This is a genomic window from Singulisphaera acidiphila DSM 18658 (genome assembly GCF_000242455.2).
GTDB classification, from domain to species: domain Bacteria; phylum Planctomycetota; class Planctomycetia; order Isosphaerales; family Isosphaeraceae; genus Singulisphaera; species Singulisphaera acidiphila.
Genome location: NC_019892.1, coordinates 3,105,001 through 3,127,749 on the forward strand (window position 1 = coordinate 3,105,001; position 22,749 = coordinate 3,127,749).

The 22,749-nt window shown below is 61.2% G+C and carries 16 protein-coding genes; 4 read left to right on the plus strand and 12 right to left on the minus strand.

Annotated elements, in window-relative coordinates:
- Positions 1-38 precede the first annotated feature (38 nt).
- From SINAC_RS12295 to SINAC_RS41550, 4 genes are all read right to left on the minus strand, one after another.
- Positions 39-1,490 carry a N,N-dimethylformamidase beta subunit family domain-containing protein gene (locus tag SINAC_RS12295; RefSeq protein WP_015245962.1) on the minus strand — a complete coding sequence of 484 codons (1,452 nt, stop codon included), beginning with the start codon at positions 1,488-1,490 and terminating at the stop codon, positions 39-41.
- A 283-nt stretch (positions 1,491-1,773) separates the two neighbouring features.
- Complete coding sequence (locus SINAC_RS12300) at positions 1,774-3,582, minus strand: 30S ribosomal protein S1 (protein WP_015245963.1); 1,809 nt, start codon at positions 3,580-3,582, stop codon at positions 1,774-1,776.
- 796 nt (positions 3,583-4,378) lie between these two features.
- Positions 4,379-4,753: a hypothetical protein gene (locus SINAC_RS12305; RefSeq protein WP_015245965.1), complete on the minus strand. Its 375-nt coding sequence runs from the start codon at positions 4,751-4,753 to the stop codon at positions 4,379-4,381.
- Positions 4,754-5,063: 310 nt separating this feature from the next.
- Positions 5,064-5,192 (minus strand): hypothetical protein, encoded by a 129-nt coding sequence (locus tag SINAC_RS41550; RefSeq protein ID WP_015245966.1) that lies wholly within the window; start codon positions 5,190-5,192, stop codon positions 5,064-5,066.
- A gap of 392 nt (positions 5,193-5,584) precedes the next feature.
- Between SINAC_RS41550 and SINAC_RS37965 the strand changes: the two genes are divergently transcribed.
- The gene (locus SINAC_RS37965; protein WP_015245967.1) at positions 5,585-8,287 is read left to right on the plus strand and encodes a sigma-70 family RNA polymerase sigma factor; all 2,703 of its coding nucleotides are present in this window, start codon (positions 5,585-5,587) and stop codon (positions 8,285-8,287) included.
- A 265-nt stretch (positions 8,288-8,552) separates the two neighbouring features.
- Here the strand turns inward: SINAC_RS37965 and SINAC_RS12315 are convergent, their stop codons facing one another.
- The 4 genes from SINAC_RS12315 to SINAC_RS12330 all read right to left on the minus strand — a co-directional run bounded on the left by SINAC_RS12315 (position 8,553) and on the right by SINAC_RS12330 (position 11,354).
- Positions 8,553-9,035, minus strand: a complete 483-nt coding sequence (locus SINAC_RS12315; protein WP_015245969.1) for an Hcp family type VI secretion system effector — start codon at positions 9,033-9,035, stop codon at positions 8,553-8,555.
- Between the two features lie 290 nt (positions 9,036-9,325).
- Positions 9,326-9,610 carry a hypothetical protein gene (locus tag SINAC_RS12320; RefSeq protein WP_020466265.1) on the minus strand — a complete coding sequence of 95 codons (285 nt, stop codon included), beginning with the start codon at positions 9,608-9,610 and terminating at the stop codon, positions 9,326-9,328.
- Positions 9,611-9,742: 132 nt separating this feature from the next.
- The gene (locus SINAC_RS12325; protein WP_015245970.1) at positions 9,743-10,150 is read right to left on the minus strand and encodes a hypothetical protein; all 408 of its coding nucleotides are present in this window, start codon (positions 10,148-10,150) and stop codon (positions 9,743-9,745) included.
- 91 nt (positions 10,151-10,241) lie between these two features.
- Positions 10,242-11,354 carry a DUF1559 family PulG-like putative transporter gene (locus SINAC_RS12330; RefSeq protein ID WP_015245971.1) on the minus strand — a complete coding sequence of 371 codons (1,113 nt, stop codon included), beginning with the start codon at positions 11,352-11,354 and terminating at the stop codon, positions 10,242-10,244.
- A gap of 539 nt (positions 11,355-11,893) precedes the next feature.
- On the opposite strand from SINAC_RS12330, the gene SINAC_RS12335 reads away from it, so the two are divergent.
- On the plus strand, positions 11,894-14,320 hold the full coding sequence (locus SINAC_RS12335; protein WP_015245972.1) for a type IA DNA topoisomerase: 2,427 nt from the start codon (positions 11,894-11,896) through the stop codon (positions 14,318-14,320).
- A 258-nt stretch (positions 14,321-14,578) separates the two neighbouring features.
- Complete coding sequence (locus SINAC_RS12340) at positions 14,579-16,570, plus strand: fructose-1,6-bisphosphatase (protein ID WP_015245973.1); 1,992 nt, start codon at positions 14,579-14,581, stop codon at positions 16,568-16,570.
- Positions 16,571-16,673: 103 nt separating this feature from the next.
- Here the strand turns inward: SINAC_RS12340 and SINAC_RS12345 are convergent, their stop codons facing one another.
- From SINAC_RS12345 to SINAC_RS12360, 4 genes are all read right to left on the minus strand, one after another.
- Entirely contained in the window at positions 16,674-16,949 is a 276-nt protein-coding gene (locus SINAC_RS12345; RefSeq protein ID WP_015245974.1) for a hypothetical protein, read from the minus strand.
- A 50-nt stretch (positions 16,950-16,999) separates the two neighbouring features.
- Positions 17,000-17,767 (minus strand): 3'-5' exonuclease, encoded by a 768-nt coding sequence (locus SINAC_RS12350; RefSeq protein WP_044147554.1) that lies wholly within the window; start codon positions 17,765-17,767, stop codon positions 17,000-17,002.
- Positions 17,768-17,950: 183 nt separating this feature from the next.
- Positions 17,951-18,742, minus strand: coding sequence for a transglutaminase-like domain-containing protein (locus tag SINAC_RS12355; RefSeq protein WP_015245976.1), 792 nt, complete (start codon positions 18,740-18,742; stop codon positions 17,951-17,953).
- Between the two features lie 264 nt (positions 18,743-19,006).
- Complete coding sequence (locus SINAC_RS12360) at positions 19,007-20,095, minus strand: PrnB family protein (RefSeq protein WP_015245977.1); 1,089 nt, start codon at positions 20,093-20,095, stop codon at positions 19,007-19,009.
- Positions 20,096-20,467: 372 nt separating this feature from the next.
- On the opposite strand from SINAC_RS12360, the gene SINAC_RS12365 reads away from it, so the two are divergent.
- Complete coding sequence (locus tag SINAC_RS12365; protein ID WP_237722549.1) at positions 20,468-22,675, plus strand: KUP/HAK/KT family potassium transporter; 2,208 nt, start codon at positions 20,468-20,470, stop codon at positions 22,673-22,675.
- Positions 22,676-22,749 lie beyond the last annotated feature (74 nt).

The following is a 22,749-nucleotide window of genomic DNA, read 5'->3' on the forward strand; positions in this document are numbered from 1 at the left end:
GGCGGCGCAGGGGGGACGAGGATCTTCCCCGATGACCGTCACGTCGAAAGGCGGTCAAGAACGTTCTTCGTGACGCGCTCGACGATCGGGTCGCCACCGGCGAGGCCGTGGGCCCAGTCGGTCGTCCCGACGGTGAAGACCGTGCCTCCGCGATCATAGGTTCCCAGAACGGCCGCACCCGGCAACGGAGCGCCCGACACGTCGCGAGGAAAATGGTCGTACCAGAGAGCGTCGTCAGGGTGCCACTTCGCCGGACAGGTAGCGAGGATCGTGAATCCCTCGGGCGTGCCGTCGCGGTGGGTGGGAACGGGGAGTCCGTCTTTCGTCTCAAACTCGCAACCGTCGCACTCATAACCGACGACCGTGTGCTTGCCGCCGAAGGGCTCACCGGCCTTGATCCCCGTCCCCTCGAAAGCCCAATGATCGGGCCGATGAGCAGTGAATGCCCCCTTGCCGTCCATGAACTGCCCGTGACTGAGGTGGTATCCGCCGTGGAGGAAGCCGACACCCGTGAGTTGGTTCTCGGGCCGTTTCACCAGGTGGTGACTCCAGAGCGTCGAGAGCGTGCGGTGGTCGCCGGTCGGGAAGAGAGGATCTTGGCTGTACCCCTGCTTCCAGCAAGTCAGGGCGCGACCGCCTTCCTCACTCCGGACCTGCCAGCAGCAGGTGTTACCGCTAAAGAATGCGACGTTGCCCCCCTTACCGATGAAGGTCTCGAGGTGGTCGCGCATCGGGGCCGACCAATACTCGTCGTGGCCGACGCTCAGGACGAGCTTGTAATGGTCGAGGAGCTCCGGGTGGAACTCCAGGTCGTCGTTGGAGCAATAGTCAAGGGTATACCCTTGCCGCTCGGCCCACGCCACGAACGGCAGTTCCCACATCCTGAACAGGCCTGCGAGCGGCCGGTTGAAGGAGACTCGGTGGCCTTGCAGGTTGTCTCGCCCATTGTAGGCGTAGAGGCTGTTTCCGCCCCAATTGTTGTAGGCGTTGTATGTATTGGTGGCAAGCGGCAGCAAAATCGCCCCGCCCGCGCCCGGGTTGGTGGGACGGATGATGAAAAAGAGGTCGACCTCGGCCGTCCGATTGTTACGGCCGACGAACGTCCCTCCGCCGTCTACCACGCGGAGCTTGACGTTGTAGTACCCCGACCGCCAGTCGGATGGAACCGTGATTTGGTGCGAGACCGGCCAACCACAGCCTTGCGATGATGCCTTATCGGGGATCGGATGCAATGCGCCCGGGAGTTTGGCTTGATTGAGGACGACCTCGCTCTTCGCACCAAGGCGGGTGACCTCCAAGGAGTACTGCGGTGCAATGGTGGAGACGTGCAGGCCAATCACGTCACCGGCTCGATAGCTCAATCGGTCGGTATAACCCTCGACCCCCAGTGACGGCGGCCTGTCATCCCCTGTCGCGGCGCTGGTCTTCGCCCCGGTCGCCGCGACAAGCCCGGCCCCGATCCCGCCCATGAAATTGCGCCGAGTCGACATGCATCGCCCCCTTCGAGCCCAGTTTCGAAACTCTGGCTCAGTGTAACCGGCGCGGCGCGCAGATCAACGCTCCCGAAGTGAGCACCCGAGATTGAACCAACGGATCGTAATTTCAGAGGGAGGCGAGAACGAGAAGTGGGGATCGCGCAAATGAGGCGATCATGAAACGGAGAGGCCTGCGACTACGGTCATCGACGTCAGCCGATCCTGGGATGTGACGGGAAGAGCCGCCCCACCCCTCTCGCGGAGGGGTGGGACGACACTCTTTGGTTCCCCAGCGGGTTCACGGCGTTTCAACTTCGTCCGTGCTCGGCGACTCAACTTCAGCTTCAGCTTCGCTCGGCGCTTCGGCAGGTTCCGAATCACCGCCGAGGCGGAAGAGCGGTCCACCGGCTCCAAGACCACCCTTCAGGTTGGCCGGCTCTTCCCGAGTGGCCGCAGGCGGCGCACTGGAGGCTTCGCCTTCCTCGCGATCGGCGGGCGAATCCTGAGCCTTGCGTCGCGACAAGCCGATCTTTCGCTCGCCACGGTCGACGCGGAGCACTCTCACCTCAATGTCGTCGCCGACATTGACCACTTCCTCAGGGCTGTCGATCTTGTGATCGGCCAGCTCGGAGATGTGCAGGAGTCCTTCAAGACCCGGCTCGAGTTCAACGAAGACGCCGAAGTTCGTCAGCTTGGTGGCCTTGCCCGTGACGATATCGCCCGCCGTGTACCGGTCGGGGATGTCCGTTTCCCACGGGTCCTGTCGCAGTTGCTTCAGGCCCAAGGCGATTCGCTTGCGCTCCAGGTCGACGCTGAGCACCTGGCAGCTGACGGTCTGGCCCTTTTCCAACACTTCGTTGGGATGGCCGATCTTCCGCGTCCAGCTCATGTCGGACACGTGCAGAAGGCCGTCGATCCCCTCTTCAACTTCGACGAAGGCACCGTAGTTGGTGAGGTTGCGGACGGTCCCTTCGACCATCGTGCCGGGCGGATACTTCTCGACCACCTGATCCCACGGGTCCGCCTGGGTTTGCTTCATACCCAGCGAGATTTCCCGCTTCTGCTGGTTGATGCCGAGGACGACGACCTCAACCTGCTCGCCGGCCTGAACGACCTCGCTGGGGTGGTTGATCCGTCGGGTCCAGGACATCTCCGAGATGTGGACCAGGCCTTCGATGCCCGATTCCAACTTCACGAAGGCGCCATAGGACATGACGTTGACCACTTCGCCGGTGACGCGAGCGCCAACAGCGTACTTCTCCGCGACCTGCTCCCAGGGATTGGCGGTGAGCTGCTTGAGGCCAAGGGCGATCTTTCCTCGCTCCTTGTCGACGTTGAGGATCATGACCTCGATCTTCTCTTCGACGCGGAGCCGCTCGCCTGGGTGCTTCAGCCGCTCCCAGCCCATATCGGTGATATGGAGCAGGCCGTCGATGCCGCCGAGGTCGACGAAGGCACCGAAGTCGGCGAGGTTCTTCACCGTACCGGTGCGGACCTGGCCCACGGCAATGTCGGCCAAGAGCTGCTCGCGGAGGGCGACGCGCTCGGTCTCGATGAGACTTCGTCGCGAGACGACGATGTTGCGCCGGTCCTCGTCGATCGAGAGGATCACGCAGCGGACCTCGCGGTCGAGGTAGTCGGCAATATCGGGTGGCCGACGGATATCCACCTGGCTTGCAGGCAAGAAGGCGTTGATCCCGATGTCCACCAGCAATCCACCCTTGATTTTGCGGGTGACCTTGCCAGTGACCACGTCTCCTTCGCGGTGCTTGGAGACGACGCGCTCCCAAGCGCGCATGCGGTGGGCCTTCTTGCGGGAGAGGACGACCTCGCCGGTCTCGTCGTCCATCCCCTCCAGCAGGACTTCGACTTCATCGCCGGGCTTCGGAGGCGTCTCCTCCTCGTCCCATTCGTGGAGCGAGACAAGGCCCTCGGACTTGTAGCGGACGTCAACGACGACCTGGTCGCCAACGACCTCGACAACCTTGCCGAGGACGATGCTACCGGCCACAACACTTGGGCCGTCCTGGAGGAGGAAATCCAGGTCGAACTCCTCGCCGTCCACATCCTGGACGTCGAGTTCACGGAGCAGGTTGCGATCTACCATAGAGAGTGTGGGTTAACTTTACGTGAGTGTGTCCGGCCCCGTCACGGGTCGGCTGCACGCGCAGTCGGTCCGGGTCCGTTAAGGTCGTGTGGTTCGGGTACGGTGGAAGTCCACCTCCCAAGTATGGGTCGGACGCGAGGCGAAAAAAAGATCGTACCCCAAGTGAGGGGTCGACCGACAGACCGGTTTTGGTCAAGCGTCGAATCGCGGAGTCCAAATGGTCGCTTTGACCATGCCGCAACCACGTTCGCCAAGCCAGGGAGAGACCGCAGTCCTGGCACCCGCCGCCAACCGTCCGGCAGCCTCCCAGAGGGTATGCCAAAGCCGCATTTCTACTCCTTAACGTATTAGTCCAAAACAGATTAGACGATTTCCTCAAGGACCATGCTGGCCCCGCTGGTTCGCCCGCGATGCGCGGGCGGCCCCCCTGATCCTGCCGGGCTGACGCGGCCTCGGGTATGAAATTTGAGAGAGGCGAACTTTTATTCACGCTCCTGAATAAAGTTCATCCCAACGCTCCTGTAATCGCATGGAATTGAAGAAATTCAACAGAATGCAAAAGTTTGCCGCGAAGTTCGAGGCATCCGTTTGCCATTGGCAGAGTATCGAGAGCAAGATCCAAAACCATCATGGGACCCAGCACGAAGGTCGCACGCATCGATGGATGAAGTGTTCTAAGGGCCTTCGAGGCCGGATCGATTGCCCGCATGTCGGCCCTTTCCGTGGTGAAGGTCACAAACACAAAGCGGACGGGGGCCAAGCCCCCGTCCGCTTGAAAACTTCTGCGCTGCCGCGCTCAGCCCTTCTTCGCTTCCCAATCGCGTGACTGGGACTCGCCGTTCCGCTCGAACTCAACTTTTCCCTTGATCGAATCGTCGCTCAGCTTGCCCTTGTAGGTCTGGACGATCTTGTTGCCGTTGAACTCTCGGGTCACCTTGAAGGACACGTCGTCGCCGTCGACTTTCCCGTCCGTGATCTCGGTCTCGGTGTTGTTCCGGCCGACGAGGGTGCCGGTCAGTTTCGTCCCCTCTTGCTTGAGCTTCAGCGTCGACTCAATCTTCTGGCCGTTGCGCTCGACGCTCCATTTCCACGTGCCTGTGGCGTCGGCAGCCAGCGCGGGGACGGCCAGACAGAACAGGGCAACGCTCAGAAACCCACAGATTCGCTTCAAGAGAACCTCCTAAATGGGGAGTGAAGGGGATTGGACCTCCCACACACAAAAGAAGGGGAGGGGAGCCCGACATTGGATCAGGCGCGATTGGGCAGGTCAAGGATCAACAAAGACGGCCGAGAACCCGATGGAAACATGCATGTCTGACACATGCGAAATAACCGGGCAATTCCCGAATTGCCAGCCGCTTGGAAATGCTCCTGGCCTGCATACAGCCGGGCAACATGGCCATAAAACGAAATCAAATGCGATGCGCCCTGAATGGCCAACGTCCGCCCGCACGTTGCTCGATCGCGTACCGAGTTGCTCACTACTTACCGAGCATCTTGGCGACGACGTAGATACCAGCGGCTCCCATCACCCCTCCACCGAGGAGCAGGTAGATCAAAGAATATTGAGCCGCCGCAACGAGAACCGGCATCATGGCAAGAGTTTGCATCGGAACCACCCTATCGTAAAGCGTGCTTACGTGAGTCGAATAACCCCCGCCGGGTCAACAGGCGAGCGACGCGCTGCCTGAAGCGGATATTCTTATGCGAAGAATATCGCCCAACACCGATTCGACCTATGTGCCGAGGAGGACGCTTTGACCTGCTCCTCGGTCTGACGATTTGGATATTCGTGAAGAGGTGCAAGCCTCATGCCAACGGCGGCCCTTCGCTTCAACCCAGCCTACCGACGACTTCCCAAGCAGGGGCTGACCGAATCGACTTGCTGACTTCGACGCAGGACTTCGGGCGATCCTTTTCGTGTTTGGCAATTTGAAATAGTTTGCGCTCGGGCTCCCAGTACGATGAAGGAGACACGAGGCGTCTTTCGGAGGTCGACATCATGGCGAACGGGCAATCGCATGCGGTCCCGAAACGATCCGGGCTCTGCCTGGACGCAGAGCTAAGCGATAGTCAACTGCTGGGGCGGTTCAACGCCCGCCGCGACGAATCGGCCGAGATGGCCTTTGCCGACCTGGTTCGTCGGCACGGGCCGATGGTTTTGCGCGTCTGTCACCAAATCCTCGGCAACCAACACAACGCCGAGGATGCGTTCCAGGCCGCGTTCCTGGTCTTGGCACGAAGGTCCGGTTCGATCGAGGATCCGGACCTGCTGGGGAATTGGCTCTATGGAGTGGCCCTGCGCACGGCCTGGGAGGCGAAGTTGCGAGACGGGCGCAGGCAACTGCGGGAGACTCCGGCTTGGGGGACGATCCAAGGAGAACCTTCCAACGATGAGGGCCGACCCGACCTGACCCTGATCTGCCGCGAAGAACTTGAGGTCCTCCACGAAGAAGTTTCCCGATTGCCCGAGAGGTATCGCATCCCAGTGGTGCTCTGCGAACTCCAAGGGTTGACGTACCAGGAGGCGGCACGTCGCATGCGTTGCCCGGCGAGCACGATCGGGGTACGGCTGAGTCGTGCGCGGCAACGGCTTCGTTTGCGCATGATCCGACGCGGGATCCTCCCGGCAGCGGCGCTGACCCATGCCATGTTCGGCGCGGAGGGCGCCTCGACCCTGGTGTCGTCAGCGTTGGTCAGAACCACAGTCCGAGGCGCAGCCGGTTTCGCGGCAAGTGACACCGCAGCGACCGGGTTGATCTCGGCTTCGGTCGTCACCCTGGCCGTTGCCGTACTCAAAACAAGGGCCGTGACCCGACTCAAGGTGGCAACGAATCTGGTATTGGCCGTCGGTATCACCGCAACCATGGGCTGGGTCACCGTCCACCAACCGCCTCGGGTTCGGTCCTCGATCGATCAGAATCCGCCCCCATCGAAGAGCGCGCCAGCGTCCTCGAGGAATGAGGCCGTCACGACGATCCCCGGTCGTCCACTCGCCAATTCCGGGGCAAAGGTTGCGCACACGGTTGATCCCGAGATCGCGCATGCTTCTCCAAAAACTGATCCACAAGGAGGAAAGACGATCGTTGAGGTCGTGGCCCGGAGCGCCGACAAACCCGAAGCCCAGGTGACTTTGACGCGCCTCAACCAACCTTCTCGCGAAGTGGAAGCGCGAGGCCAGTTGCTCTTCGCCAAGGAATGGTCGGCCAAAGACGGGTTGGGGCCGGTCTACAACGAGACTTCATGTGTGGCCTGCCATGGCCTAGGTGCCCCTGGCGGGGCTGGGCCGGAGAACAAGAACGTTGTCATCATCACGGCAATCGCAGCCGGCGGTCGAGGTTCGCCCAAGGGGCTGGATCGAATCCATCCCGGATTCCGTGGCACGCGAAGCACCGTCCTCCATCGCTTCGGCACCGATCCCACCTACGGATCGTGGCGGAGGGGCTTCTTTGAAGCCTACCGCGACAAAACAGCGACTCCTTCCGAAGTCGCCGGTGATGATTCCGTCGATGCTCACATCCAAAGGCTTGCCGCTGAGACCAGTCTCGGCCGCCGCCTTCGCGAACGGTCCTCTCGATTACAGCCGACGCCAGGCTTGAGCCTCAACGTGTCCGAACGGAATTCCCCCGCCTTGTTCGGGGCAGGCCAGATCGACGCGATCCCGTCGGTGGTCTTGATCGACGAGGCCAAAAGACAGCCCGCCGAGGTCCGGGGCCGAGTCAGCCGCGATCCGCGCGGTCGGATCGGCCGGTTCGGTTGGAAAGCACAAATCTCGAGCCTGCACGAGTTCGTTCGGGGTGCCTGCGCCAGCGAGCTTGGCCTGGAGGTCACCGGCCATCCGCAGGGAGTTTCGCCCCTCGCCCCTGACGCAAAAGCGAAGGGACTCGACCTGATCGAGCCAGAGTGCGATGCGCTGGTGGCATACGTCCGTTCTCTGCCCGCACCGGTCGTCGTCGACCCCTCCGGACCCCACGGCACGCAAGACATGAGCGAAGGCCGCCGGCTCTTCGCCGAGGTGGGTTGCGCAACCTGCCACACTCCCTCGCTCGGCAAGGTTCGTGGGATCTACAGCGACCTGCTGCTCCACGAAATGGGCCAGAGCCTGAGTGACTCGGGCAATTACTACTGGACTGACGGATCCGAATTGACCGGCGGCCCGCGACCTGGCGAATGGCGCACCCCGCCACTCTGGGGCTTCCGCGATTCCGGGCCCTACATGCACGACGGACGGGCGCAAACCTTGGAGGAGGCAATCGCCCTACATCGAGGCCAGGCCGCGAACGTCACGCGACGATTCTTCTCACTGACCTCGCAAGAGCAGTCCCAGATTGAGGCGTTCCTGAAATCACTGGTTGCCCCCTCGGCGGCATCTACGCCCGGAGTCATGCTCGCTGCCGAACTCGAGTCACGAATCGAACCGGAGGAGGTACGCGAAGCCGAGGCGCTCGTGCGGAGGCAACGCGAGGAAGCCGCTGCACGCGACGAGCAAGAACAGCAGGAAGCCCGGCGCCGACAACTCGCCATGGTGGCGGCAAAACGCGCCGATCGACAATTCCCGATCGCTCGCAACCTGGAGAAACTCGGCAAAATTCCAGCCGCTCTGGAATTCTATCGCGAGATCGCTCTGAACGCTCCCGACACGGAGGTAGGGCGGTTAGCCGCCGTCCGAATCACCGCGATCGCCAAAGACCAAGGATCGCCTTGATCACTTGCAAACACGTGTCTTGTCGGGTGTAGGCCCGGCCCACCGGCTTTCGTCCCAGCAGGAAGAGGCAGCCACTGCTGCCAAGCCTCTGGTCAAAAAGGCAGATGGGCCGTGCTTCCCGACAAGACACGTGTGCACAATTCTCTAAGTTATTCATCAAGAGGAGGAGTTCCCGCACTCCCCTCCCCATGGCGGCGCCGACCTCACGGCGGGAATCGAAAACGCAATGGGGAAAGGACTGGGAAGCTTCCAGATCGAAGACGGCTCAACCACCGGTGTTCGTCTTCATGTCCCAGTGCTTCTTGCCTGCCGACTTCGTGATCCCCTTCTCATCCTGGGCCAGGTAGTCGATCTCGACCTTCGAGTAATTCAGGCTGATTTGATCCATCGGCACTTCGCCGGCCTGCGACCCGCCGGTCTGATAGCTGGAAATCAGCACGTCGGACAACGTGACCACCATGAAGTTCTGCTGCGTACCGCCGGCCTTCCGGCAGGTTAATTTGGCTTCCTTCAAATGCTTGCCGTTGGCGCAGAAGAGGAAGAGGGTCGGTGAGGCCGAGTTATTCCGCATCACGAAGTGGAAGTCGTTCATCGAGACCTTGCCGGCACCGGCTCCGGTCCCATGCGAGGAGGCGCCGAGCTGGCTCGCTCCCCAACTGAAAGACTCGATCTCGATCTCACCGGAATGGGACTTGTCTTTCGATTCGCCCTTGACATCCGTGATCTTCAGGAACATGTCGACTGCCATCGAAGCCATCTCCTCATATCTTGGTTTAGTTAAATTTGGTCCGGCTGGTCTTCCCTGCCGAACTCACTTTCATTACGACAACACCTCAGTTTGGTGACCTAGCACCTATCATGATTTTTTAAATTTGATCCGGAGCCGTAAGCGCAGACAATCGATGGCTGATGAATGCAAGAATGCATCGCCCCGAATCATGCTTTCCGGCTGCCAACGCGGATCGAAACGTACCCGGCCAGCACGGCACAAAGGGCTTCTCGCTTACGTTCCTGACAGGCATTACGCCAAAGCGTCGGTCAAGCCACGGCCTTGGAAGCGAACGGGAGGCGGTCAGTGAAAGCGCTTCGCCCTGCCCAGGTGACGATCAGTTCGTCCGTGGCCCGCGTCAGGCCGACGTAGAGCAGGTTGCTATCGTGGACTTCGTAAGCGCACAGAAGATCACGGCCGTAAACTCCAGCCCCTTGCCTGCGTGGACCGTCGCCAGCCGCACCCACGGCTGAGCGAGCGACCGCACGCGGCCGCCTGGGTCCGATTCGTTGGAGATCCAGCTCACCTCGCCCGTTTGCCTGAGGACTTGGCATGGTAGCAAGCTGGGGCATCCCCCATTAAGTAAACAAAAGACTATACCATCGCTCGCTGAGGTCTCCCCAACAAACGCGAAGGACAGCGAAACTCGCATACCAATGTGACAGGTCCTTCCTTGAGCCTGAGCATCATTTCACGCTGGCCTGTGGCTGCTGGGGGATGTCGATATCAAGCGAGCTCGCGCCGGAGGTGATGTTGACCATCTGCTCATTCTCGAGCAAGCTCCGATTCTTTGGCGTGAACAATTCTTTGCAGGAGATTTCGATGAAGTTTTCTCCGACCAGCGTCGTCACCGAATACGTTCCGTCCTTGCCGATCGGAGCCTCCTTCAAAGGCGCATTCGGGCGATTGATGTTCGAGGTCCGAAACGACACGATTCCGTTCGTCACCGGCTTACCGTGAATCCGAACGGTTCCCTTGACCGTCGCCTCTTCCGACGAGCCGGAGATCGGCGGCGCGTCGGAGAATCGGCAACCACCTCCACCCGTTGCCGTCAAAGCAAGGGCCAGCCACCCGGCGGCACGTCGTCGCGTCATGAATCCTCCAGACAGTCGACTTACCCGAGTCGATGGGGAGGGCCGGACCCAGGACCCGCGAACTCCCCCCACAAAGCGATTGCACTGCGATTCAGTAGCTATCGGACGAGATAATCTCGCCGCCGGCTCGGGTGCCCAGCGCCCACCAAGTCTGTGGTGAGATCGTCTGCTTCACGAAGCGAACCGAGCCGTCGGCAAGGGCGAGGTTCACGCCACCCGAGTGATAGCTCGACGGGCCGAACGCCAACTCACCGCCGTTAATACCCCCGGCCGTACAGAACTTCGCGTTCGGTGGCATCACGTGGTTGTACCGGCCCGAAATGAACCGGCCGATCCACCAGTACATACCCATCGCCGTAATCGCCGTAGTATCGACTCCCGAACCGGCAGTGAAGATCGTCGTCGACGCCTGGCAGTTGTCATACGTCGTTTGGACGACCCCTCGCCAACTCGTGTAGGGGGCCGGCGGTGTGTTGGCGAAGTAGGCCGTGCTGGGGATGCGGTAATAAGTCGTGGAGGGCTTCCCGGTATCGATGGCGTCGTTATTCTGGGTGCCGACCCCTTTGATTCTCTCGCTGAAGGCTGCCGTGTTGGTGGTCCCATCCGTGACGTCGGCCACCCGGACCACCAGACCGCTGGCCGCCCCCAACAGCGATACCAAATCGGGATCCGACGAACCTTCGACCTTGCAGAAAAGGCCATCGCAGCCGGTCGAGAGCGCGATAGGCACGGTGCCCCCGGATCCCGCATAGTTGGTGTGGCCGACGGCTACAGTCAGGGCCTCGCGCCCGTCGGACGGGCACAGGGCGATATTCAAACGGAGCGTGATCGCCGTCTGATTGACCGGTACACGGCCTCCGCTCGGGTACGGAATCCGGGGCCCACTGAGGTTGGCCGACCCGAGAATGAAGTTGATCGAGTTGAAGGCGGGCCCTTGTTCCATGTAGGGGAGCATCAACGCCAAGGGAGACCAGTAAGTGTCGAGGGTTGGCCCTTCGCCCCAGGGATAGGAGCCAAACGAGCTCTCATAATTGGCCAGCGCCAGGCCGAGCTGTTTCAGGTTGTTCGTGCACTGGGCGCGGCGGGCCGCTTCACGGGCGGCCTGGACCGCAGGCAGTAAAAGGGCAATGAGGACCGCAATGATGGCGATCACGACCAACAATTCGATCAAGGTGAAACCGACATGGCGGGACTTGCGACACATCGTATCGCTCCTCGCGATTAAGGAAACTACCGGGAATTGTGGAGGGAGAGGAAACGTGCGACGACCGAGGATGTTTGGAACAACCGGGATGTCGATCGCAGGGTCAGCGCTTAGGCTGAAACTCACTCAAGGAATGGAGCGAAGCCAACAAGTCAACTTATGAGCACTAAATCAGAAACCACCTGATCCAACCTCAGGTTTGCCCGACAAGAAATCAATCACTCGCCTCCTCCATCTTCTTGGTATCGCGACAGACCTAAGATGTCAATCGCTTCTTGAAATTTCATTCAAACGGATCCGATTCGCCAGCTTTCATCCTTGGGAGCTTGAGATCCGCACCCGACCCACAAGCCAAGTGACTACGGCCAAAAATGGCGGGCAACGTGGGGTTAACATGACCTACTTTCAGAAGCCCCGAATGTGTACAATCGAACAGAACGGGAGCGTGCGAATCCTGAGGCGTTCTGCCCGCACTCGGAGCCAGGTCAGAGAATCAATCACGAGGAAGCGGCGGTGGATCACCCGCCCCTTAAGAATTCATGAAAGTCGTGATTGCCGAAAAACCATCCGTCGCCCGCGAGTTGGCGGCGTTCCTCGGCGCCAAGACGCGCCACGAGGGGTACTTCGAGGGGAGAGGGTATCAGGTGACCTGGGCCTTGGGGCACCTGGCCACCCTCAAGGAACCCCATGACTACGACCCGGCCTTGAAGCGTTGGTCGCTGGAAACCCTTCCGTTCGTGCCCGATCGCTTCGGGCTGAAAGTGATCGAGGACCGGGGTGCCCGCAAACAGTTCGAGGTCATCCGCCGCCTCTTCCGTGGAGCCGACGAATTGGTTTGCGCAACTGATGCCGGGAGAGAGGGGGAGCTCATCTTCCGCTACATCCTCGACCTGGCCGGCTGCGGGACCAAGCCATCCAAGAGGCTCTGGCTCAGCTCATTGACCGAGTCGGCCATCCGCGAAGCGTTTGATCGCCTCCGGCCCCTCTCCGATTACGACACCCTCTTCGCGGCGGCTCGTTGCCGGAGCGAAGCCGATTGGGTCGTGGGCCTAAATGCGACGCGCTACTACACCGTCCGCTATCGCACCCCGGGGCTGCTCTGGAGTGTCGGCAGGGTTCAGACCCCGGTCCTCGCGATGATCGTGCGGCGGGATGACGAGATCCGCACGTTCAAGCCCGAGCCATTCTGGGAGGTCCTGACTCGCTATCGCGAGGTCATGTTCAAATTCACGGGAAACCGCTTCTTGAAAGAAGAGGATGCCCGGGCGCTCCTCGACCGCGTGGTGGGGCATCCCTTCACGATTCAGGGCGTCGATCGAAAACCCGAACGAGTCCCGCCCCCGCAGCTCTACGACCTGACGGACCTTCAGAGGGACATGAACCGACGGTACGGGATGTCGGCCGACGCCACGCTCAAAGCGGCGCAAGCTCTCTATGAGGCCAAGCTCCTGAGCTATCCCCGGACTGACTCACGCTACCTCGGTAGCGACATGAAGGCCAAGGTCCCCGCGATTCTGTTCGACCTTCGGGATTTGAGACCCGTTGAGATCGATAAGCTCGATTTGAAGGCACTCTCGTTCACCGGGCGAATCATCAACGACCAGAAGGTGAGCGACCACCATGCGATCATCCCAACCGGCAAGGTTCCCGGCGATCTCCCGCCGGTCGGTCGGAAGGTCTTCGACGCGGTCGTCACGCGCTTCATCGCCGCCTTCTACCCCACGTGCCTCAAGGAGATCACAACGGTTTCCGGGGTCGCGAACACGGTGCCGTTTCGGGCAAGGGGCGTGCGCGTCGTCGACCCGGGTTGGACCGTGCTCTATCCCCGAAATCAGGACGAGAAGAAAGATGAGGAGCAAGAACTCCCCGAGTTCCGGTCCGGCGAGAGCGGCCCGCATGAGCCGTCGGTCAAGCGTGGGGAGACGACTCCGCCCAAATCGTATACCGAGGGAACCCTCCTCGGCGCAATGGAAACGGCCGGCAGGTTCGTCGACGACGAGGAACTCAAGGAAGCGCTGAAGGAGCGGGGACTGGGAACCCCGGCAACCCGGGCCTCGATCATCGAGACGCTCCTCGCGCGCGGCTATATCACTCGGGAGAAGAAGACTGTCGCCGCGACGGACCTGGGCCGCTACCTCATCGCGCTCATTCAGATACGCGGGCTAAAGAGCCCCGAACTCACGGGCGAGTGGGAGGCCAAGCTCCGAGAAATCGAGCGGGGCCGGCTCGATGCCCAAACCTTCATGGGCGAGATTGCGCACTATACCGACGAAGTCATTCGCTCCGGCGATGAAACCGCAGTCGACCCGGACCGACTCGGCGATTGTCCGCGTTGTGGTCGTCCGGTGATTGCAGGGAAGAAGGGGTACGGCTGCTCCGGTTGGCGGGAAGGGTGCAAGTTCGTGCTCTGGCGGGAATTCCTGAACCATACGCTCGGGGAAGACGACGTCCGCGGACTCTTACAGCGTCGCGTGCTCTTCGATTCATGGTCCAACGTCAACGGTGACGGAGTGATCCTCCACCTTACGGACACGGGAGAGTTAACCGAGATCCCGGTTCCCGCCGGCAAGCCGAGGCTACCGGCAAAACCGAGTCGTCGATCCACTTCCCCTCGAAAGCCAAAGAAAGCGGAACGAATCGAGAAAGCGCCCCGCGAACCCGGCAAAGTCCCGCTCCGCGAAGATCCATCGCGCTTTGCCACAGTCTCGCTCGGCCCCTGTCCACTCTGTGGGAGCGACGTCTTCGAGCAGGATAAGGCCTACAGATGTGCCGGCCAGAAGGGTGCATGCCGGTTCTCCCTCTGGAAAAAGATTGCCGGTAAGACGATTGGCGTCCGCGCGGTCCAGGCGCTGTTGAAGCAAGGGCGGACGGCCCTGATCAAAGGTTTCAAATCGAAAGCCGGGAAGCGTTTCGAGGCTCGTTTGAAGCTTGAGGAGGGCGAGGTCCGCTTCGATTTCGATAAGTGATGGGCAGTGCCAATCCCCAAGGATGCACCCCATGACTCGCTCAGATGCAAAGCGGCCGGACCAATCGTATAACGCTTGCCGGCCGCTGTCGCGAGGTTGGGAGATGGCTTCCGCAATCGGGGCTCGGCCCAATCCATGCAAACCCAATCAATACTGCAAATTCGATTCCGAAAGTCCGTCGCGTTGACAAGAAGACGTTCCTGGGCGATGGTCTTTGCTCGACCATTCTCCCAACCTCATTGAGATGAGCCGAGAACCATGGACCCGCAGGCCCTCAACGACAATGACGTCAGTGGTCAGGGCATCCGCGACGATGATCTGATCACGCTCCGCGCCCTCTCCGGCCGGTTCCCGGACATCGACTCGGCCACGGCGGAGATCGCCCGCCTGGCCGCGGTACTGACGCTGCCCAAGGGGACCGTCCACGTCATCAGCGACGTCCACGGCGAGGACAAGAAGCTCCGGCACGTCATCAACAACGCCTCCGGCACCTTGCGCCCGCTCGTTCAGGGGCTGTTCGCCGGGAGGATGACCCCCGAGGAGTTTCGGGAGTTCCTGACGCTCATTTTCTACCCGGCCGAGGTGGTCGAACGACTCCAACACACCTTGCTCGACCTCGAGTCTCTGCGTTCGTACTGCACCCGGACCTTACGGTACGAGTTCGAGTTGGTCCGGGTCCTCGCAGCGCGTTACAGCCTGAAACGGGCCATGCATGTCTTCCCGCCTGAATACCGCGAACTCATGGCGGAGATGCTTCACCAGCCAACGACCGAGCGAGACGAGGCATTCGCCCAAGCGATCGTCGACGCACTCCTGAGCCGAGGCCGAGCGCTCCACCTGATCCACCTCACGGCAAGACTCGTCCGGAACCTGGCAATCTCCGAGTTGATCATCGGCGGCGACTGCTGGGACCGGGGGCCGAGGGGCGACCGCGTGGTCGACTACCTGCGCCAGCAGCCGAATGTCTCGTTCATCTGGGGCAATCACGACGTCGCCTGGCTGGGGGCAAGCTTCGGGCACGAGGCCCTGATCTGTCACGTGCTCCGGCTATCATTGCGGTATCGGCGACTGGGCCAGCTCGACGAAGGATACAGCATCCCCCTCACCCCACTGGAGCACCTGGCCAGGACAGTCTATGCCGACGACCCGGCGGCCGGATTCATGCCCAAGTTGAGCGGCATGCGACCGGACTTGCTCGTCGCCCGGATGCAGAAGGCGGCCGCCGTGATGCAGTTCAAGCTCGAAGGGCAGGTGATCGCCCGCAACCCTGAGTGGGAGATGGAACACCGCCGCCTGCTCCATCACATCGACCTCGCCGAAAAGACCATCGAGGTTGACGGCGTCCGCTATCCCCTAAGCGACGCGTACCTGCCGACCTTGGATCCGGCCGCCCCCTACGAGCTTTCCGAGGACGAGCAACTCTGTATCGACCGCCTGCGCCGCTCGTTCGTGGCCAGCCAGAAGCTCGGCGAGCACATGCTCTACCTCGTGAGCCACGGGGCGATGTACCTCGTTCGTGACGGTTGCTTGATCTTCCATGGATGCGCACCGGTCGACCGGGCCGGCGAGTTCCTCACGATGAATATCGAGGGAGTACCATTGGCCGGGCGCGCACTCTTCGACGCGATTGGCAAGGCCATCCTCCGAGCGGCCGGTCATCGGGCCCGGAAAGACCTGGATCTGCTCTGGTATCTCTGGGGAGGGGAACGCTCCCCCTTGTTCGGTAAAGACCGGATCACGACCTTGGAGCGCGACTTCATCGCGGACAAGGCCACACACCATGAGACCATGAATCCCTATTTCGAGCTGATTCACGAGCCCTGGTTCTGCGACCGGATCCTCCGCGAGTTCAACGTCGATCCCAAGGACGCCCTGATCGTCAACGGCCACGTCCCAGTGCGAATCGAGAAAGGGGAGAACCCAATCAAGCGCAGTGGCAAGGCGATCACGATCGACGGTGCCTTCTCCGAGGCGTACGGCGACCACGGCTACACTCTGGTGCTAGAAGCCAACCGAATCTTGCTGGCCGAGCACTCGCACTTCGAGTCGGTGGAGGCCGCAATCCGTGACGGCGTGGACATCATCCCCAAAGTCTCGGTCGTCCGGACCTGGGACCGGCCCCACCGCATCGCCGACACCGAGCGCGGCGACCAGATCCGTGGCGAGGTCAGGATGCTCGAGCGGCTGATCGCAGCTTACCGCAACAATGAACTGCGGCAGAGCGGCCAGCGGCCTTGGGCCCCCCGATAAGACGTCAGGGGGGCAAGCAAGCTTAGGCTCTGTGACTCCGAGCCCTCTTCATGGAAATGGCGGACCGCCCGTTTCGAGTGACTATCGATCGGGTGGGTCCGCTTTAACTCAGAAGGCCGACGGCAAACATGGCCCGGATGTGCAGGCAGCCGCGTGCGTCCCGTCCATCCCGGCGGAAGATGAAGTCAGGGCAGTCGCAGACCGCGCCGTATTTGGTCAGGGCCACGTCAAAGATCGACTCCTTCCGGCTCAGCCTGAACGCCCTGGAGATGGCATCATCCTGCGAGTCGATGGGCCGAACTCCGTAGTGGAGGCCGTTGATCGTGAGTCGGAGCCGACAGCGACCCGGCCGGTTTGTCGGTGACTTGTGGTCGTCCATGCTTGGGTCATTTCTCCACGGAAGGCCGCGAGCGAGAAACCTTCCTCGCGTCAGGACGCCTGCTTGAGCGCCTCGAGGGCGATCCGCTTCGTGTCGTCAAAGAAGTCCTCTCGCTGCATCCACTCGAGGTAGTCCGGCTTGGCCCGAGCGATCTCGTTCAGCGACCTTCCCTTATACTTACCACGGATCAGGACGATGGCACCGTCCTCGTCCTTGCCGAACATCCCGCCCATATCCATGGCGTCCGGATCGTTGCAGTGGCCGTGAAGCCCTTCCACGGTCCTCGGCAGGTCGCGATAGCGCGCCACCTGAGCGTCCAGGATCGCGGCCGTCGCGAGCACGTCGGCCGCCGCCCCGTGTGCCCCCTCGTGGTCGAGGCCGCAATAAAACCGGAACGCGGCGGTCAGATCCCTTGGCTCACGCTGGTGGTAGATTCGGCAGGTATCGATGACCTTCCGTCCAGCGACCGAGAACCCAAGCCCGACGCGGTTGTACTCGGCGACGAGCAACTTCAAGTCGTAGTTGAGGACGTTAAAGCCGGCCAGGTCGCAGCCGTCGAGGAATTTGGTCAAGCTCGGGGCAATCCCCCGGAACGACGGCATCTCGGCCACGTCGTCGTCGGTGATGCCGTGAATCGCCGTCGCCTCGGGCGGGATGGGTACGCCAGGATTTACCCGCCTGGTCCGATGGTCGACATCGCCGCCGGGGGCCAACTTCAGCACACTGATTTCGATGATCCGGTCAATCTTCGTATCAATGCCAGTCGTCTCCAGGTCGATCACGGCCAGGGGGCGTTCCAATCGGATGTTCTTGAGCATGATCCCTCCGGGCGTCGGTCCTCTCTTAAAGATGTTCGGCTTCTCGCCCGTCGGAATCTCACCATTCTTCAGCAGAGTTCTCTTGCCGTCCTCTCCTTTGCCCTCACGTTCTCCCTTTCCCTTCTCATCCAAAAATTGATTCTCGTTCACCATGACGATCGTCAAACCCGAACCAATCCGTTCTCAAAGGGCGAGCGCCTCCCGAACCTCGACGGACTGCTCCAGCAACGTGGTGAGCCTCCACGAGGTCGTCATCGCCACATCGGCGGCGTCTCGCCCCACGGCGATCGGGATCAAGGCGGGGCGAACGCCCTCGATCGTGGCGTCGATGTTATGCCAGGCTCCGCTCAAGTAGACCTGCACGAAGCCATGAAAATCTGGCGGGTCGAGCCCCAGCGCATAGCCCGAGGCGTAACGAGCCGGGATGTCCAGCGCCCGGCAGAAGGAAATCACCAGATGAGCGAAGTCCCGACAGACGCCGATCCTCTCGGTGGCCGTGTCGAAGGCCGAGGTCATGGAATCAGTTGTCCCATAGCGATACTCGACGTGCCGCCGCACCCAATCGGCGATGGCCAACACTCGCCTCCCCCCCGGTTCCACGTTTCGGAATTCGTCGTTGGCCATCCGAGTGAGCAGGTCCGACTCGCAGAAGCGAGACGGCAACGTATAGATCATCGCCTCAGCGGGCAACTCCTGCGGCAAATGCGCGACGGCATCCAGCGGCAGGGGCGGGTTCGAGACGACCTCAACGGTGGCCCTGAATTCGTAGGAGAACCGCCCCTTGGGTGCGACGAGATGGCGTTGGGGATTGCCGTAGAGATCGCGCCGCAGGTTGCAGGAGGTGGTGGGCGATGTCAAGAGGCACTCGTGCTCAACCCTGTGAGCGGGACCTTGAAGCGGCGGCTCAACCATCAAACACAGAAAGGTCTCGGCCGTCAATTCGTAGGAGGCGACGGCTCGCACGCTCAGCAACATGGACGGTCCCTTTCCGATATTTCGATCTTTTTCTTCGGCAGTCTACCTCCTAATCAAGGCATGAGCCGGCAGGAGAACAGCTTTCGTCAGAGGAAACGCCACAATAGAACGGCCCGGGCAGATTGGATGAAGGGGAGCCGAACAGACTCCGTACAGACAACTCTGACGCACCATCCTGCTCGTCAGCAAGATCCACCTCATGAGCAACGCCGCATCCGACCGGTGACGATGCCACTTCGCCCCCTGAGCACGCCTATGGCATGTTCAGACGACCTTGTAGGCGCGGGTCTCGGCGATCAGTTGGCCCAGCCACTCCAAGTAGGGCGTGCCACCGGTTCCCCGCGGATCCTCAACCCAGCGGGCAATATACTCTTGTGCAAAATTTAAATGCGTCTCACGAAAGGACGCCAACGCCTCCAGCGCTTCGTTGAAGAGGGTTTTGTCAGCCAGGTCGCGAACCGAGGGCATCGCCTCGACCCGCCGGAGGAAGGCGCGGTGCTCGGCCGGCATATACCGGCGCATGTCCTCCAGGTGGTCGGTCAGCCGCGTTGGCTTGTGGGGAATTTTGAGGAAAGCCACCAGCGCCGGGACAACGCTACTCTGAGCTCCGGTCTCGCCCCGTTGGTCCATCGGCGCGATGTCCACTCCCTCGTACACCACGCTCTCGAAGAACCGGATATAGGGACGGAACGTTTTATAGTAGAGAGCCGGGTCCATCTTCTCGGGGATCCGCCGAAGCACCCGCACCTGCTCCCAGACCGCCCCAACCACTCGCCGCATCGCCGCATCAAGGGCCGATCGGTCGCCAGCGGCAACAGCCTGCTCCGCATCGAAGAAGGCCGCCAGCAGACGCGCGGCGATCGCCTCGATCTCGACATGCACGAGAATGAACCAGTGCTCGTCATAAAGTTTCACAAAGTTTTGGACGGTGTCAATGTTCCCCAGCGCGATCGGTCCGGCAGGGTCAAACCGCTTCCAGTTGAACAGGGCGTAGCCGTCATAGCTAAGGATCGGTGGCCGCTCCAACCGGGCGCAGACGTCGCAAAGCGGGACGGCAATGTTGCTGGGCAGGCTCCTCATCGGCTCCGCGCCGACCTGGTTGATGTAGGCTGAGGCGAGAAATCCAAGGCGGACATAGTAGAGCCGAAGCACCGGAAGCGACGGGTCAGTGACGGGTAGGGGGGGGAGCCTCAACCCGCGAGCGTACGACCGAAAGCCAGGGTCCTCGAGCAAGCTCGGCAGGTTGTCACCCAACTCATCCAGCGGAGCGAACTCGGAGCCGTCTCCGAAACGAATAAGGGGATCCTCGGCCGGTAAAAACCCATGCGTGGCGAATTGTGCGTCCGATATCATGCTGACGACCTCTCTTCAGTAAGCCATGTTGAGAGCCGTGCGCGACGACAAGTTCAGCCTCTACACGAATCATTCGTCCCTCATCGCGAATTGGCAAAGGATCGTTCGCTCGATCTCACCTGGGATCTCGGTCTTGCGTCAGGAGGATTTCGTTCCTTCCGCGCACCGACTACTCCCCCCTTCAAGGAACGCCGGATCTCGTTCTGCCTGAAGGTCCAAGGTTGATGGCGGAATGGATTAAGAGCAAACTCGAACCGAGGTTAGCGAGCATACGGATTGGCCGCCCTCTATCCTTTTTCCTGGTTCTCTGGATAAGTTTGTGAGAGACTTCGCGGAATCTTGGGGATCGTTCGTTGGGGTGGAGAGCGGAACTTGGACACGGCAGAAAAGGGAAGTCAGGGTCATCCCCACACCCATGGTGGGGGCCTATTCACACGGATGCGCGAGGCGATGGGGACGGTCTACGGGGACATCGGAACGTCCGTTCTCTACACCCTCATGGAGATCACCCGAGAGACAGTCGCACTCAAGCAACACGCCCACGGCCAACATCTGGCGGCTCTCCTCGAGCCAGGTGGCGACCTCATCACCCGGGGGGAGGCGCTCGGTGGGTTTAGCCTTGTGTTCTGGGCGCTCATCTTCCTGACCATCAAGTACGACCTGATCATGATGCGGGCCGACAACCGGGGCGAAGGAGGGACATTCGCTCTCTGGGCGCTCCTCAAAGGCGCATCGGCGAAGGTCTTCGGAATCACGATTCTCGGCTACCTCGTGGTCGCGGCGGCAGGACTGCTCGCGGCCGACGGTGTCATCACACCGCCAATCAGCATGCTGGGCGCCTACGAACCGCTCGGAGAACACTGGGCGGTCGCGGCGACGCTCGTCAGCCTGTTCGTCCTCTTCAAGCCCCAATGGCGTGGTACGAGCCAGGTGGGGGGCCTCTTCGGCTGGTTCATGATGCTGGTCTGGTTCCCCTGGATCGCCCTGAAGGGTCTGCCTTGGATTTTTCGGAATCCCGAGGTCTTTCTTGCGGTTAACCCAATGTACGCGGTCCGCTTCCTCACCAGTTTCCCCCAGATCGGCCTCTTCGTGATCCTCGGCGTCGTCGTCCTGGCCATCACGGGAGGCGAAGCAAAGTATGCGGATATCGGCCACTTCGCACGCCGGGGGGAGACCGAGGTCCATGACGGCCAGAGCATCAACCCAGCCGATTCGGGCCGTCGCCCCGTGATGTTCTCGTGGTTTTACCTCGTCTTGCCTTGTCTGCTGCTCAACTATGCGGGACAGGTCGGCTACCTGCTCGAGCGGGGAGTCCCGCCGCGTGCCAATACCTTCTACGCCCTCACGCCGAGGACGGGCGACCCGAGCGTCGACCGGATCATCCTCGCGGTCGACATGGTCATCTCCGCCATCGCGGCATTCATCGCCGCGCAGGCGTTGATCACAGGGATGTTCTCCATCGTCAAGCAGGCGATCGCGCTCGGCTTTTGCCCGCGATTTGAAGTCAAGTTCACGAGCCGGGAGGCGGAAGGACAAGTTTATATCCCGGCGATCAACTGGGCCATGTTCCTCGGCTGTGTCACAATCACGTTGGTCTTCCGCACCTCGGGCAACTTGGCCGCAGCCTATGGAATCGCGGTCACCGGCACGATGGGGATCACGACGCTTGCCTTCGGGTATGTCGCTCACTACCGATGGGGATGGCAACTCTGGAAGGTTCTGATCGTCTGCACACCGATCATCGCAGTCGACCTGCTCTTTTTCGTCAGCAACCTCCTCAAGTTCATGCACGGTGGCTACTACCCCGTGGCGATCGCAGCCGCACTCGTCTCGATCATGCTCACCTGGCAGTGGGGAAGGGGCGAGTTGGCGAAAGCGTTCTACGCCTTCGGCGTCGAAGGGGGAAAGAAGATCAGTTGGCTCGTCGCCCTTCGTGAGAAGGTCGACGAGATCCAGCTTTCGATCGACGAGAACCTCCCGCTGGCGAGGACACTCGTACAGGGGAGGCGCAGGCTCGTCGAGACTGATCGTGCCTTCGTCTTCCTCTGCTCACGTCCGATCCGCGACCTCGACGAGTATGTGCCGGTGTCGATGCGAGTCTTCCTCAAAAAATTCGGCGTGCTCCCGTCCCACGTCACGCTCTTCCACGTCAAACAGCTCTCGGTGGCCGAGGCCGACCTGGGGAATAGCCGGTTCGAGGTCATCGACCTCGGTCGCCACATCGTCTCCGTGGTCGGGACTTACGGCTACATGGAGCAGCCGGATATCCGTGGGGCGCTCCGCGAACTCCAGGCCAACGGAGAGATCGACATCTCCTCAGATCGCTGGATCATCGAGACCGGCGAGGAAGACATCATCACCAACGATGACCTTCCCTTCCACAGGTGGCTACGGATCACCTTTTTCCGGGGCATCCTCCGCCTCTCCACCCCAGCGCACAAATTCCTCGGCCTGGGCTACGACGCCGCCGTCTCGAAGGAAATCATCCCGGTCGTCTTCAGCCGAGACGGTGTGAAGGTGACCCTCCCCGAGTTGGAGATCATCGAAACGGAGCCGGTGCTCAGGCCGGTTCAAGTGTGACACTGGCCCTTTTTTTTAGCCCCAAAGGACTCACCCGTTTGACTTAAGGGTGCATCCGGCAAACCGTTGGTTTC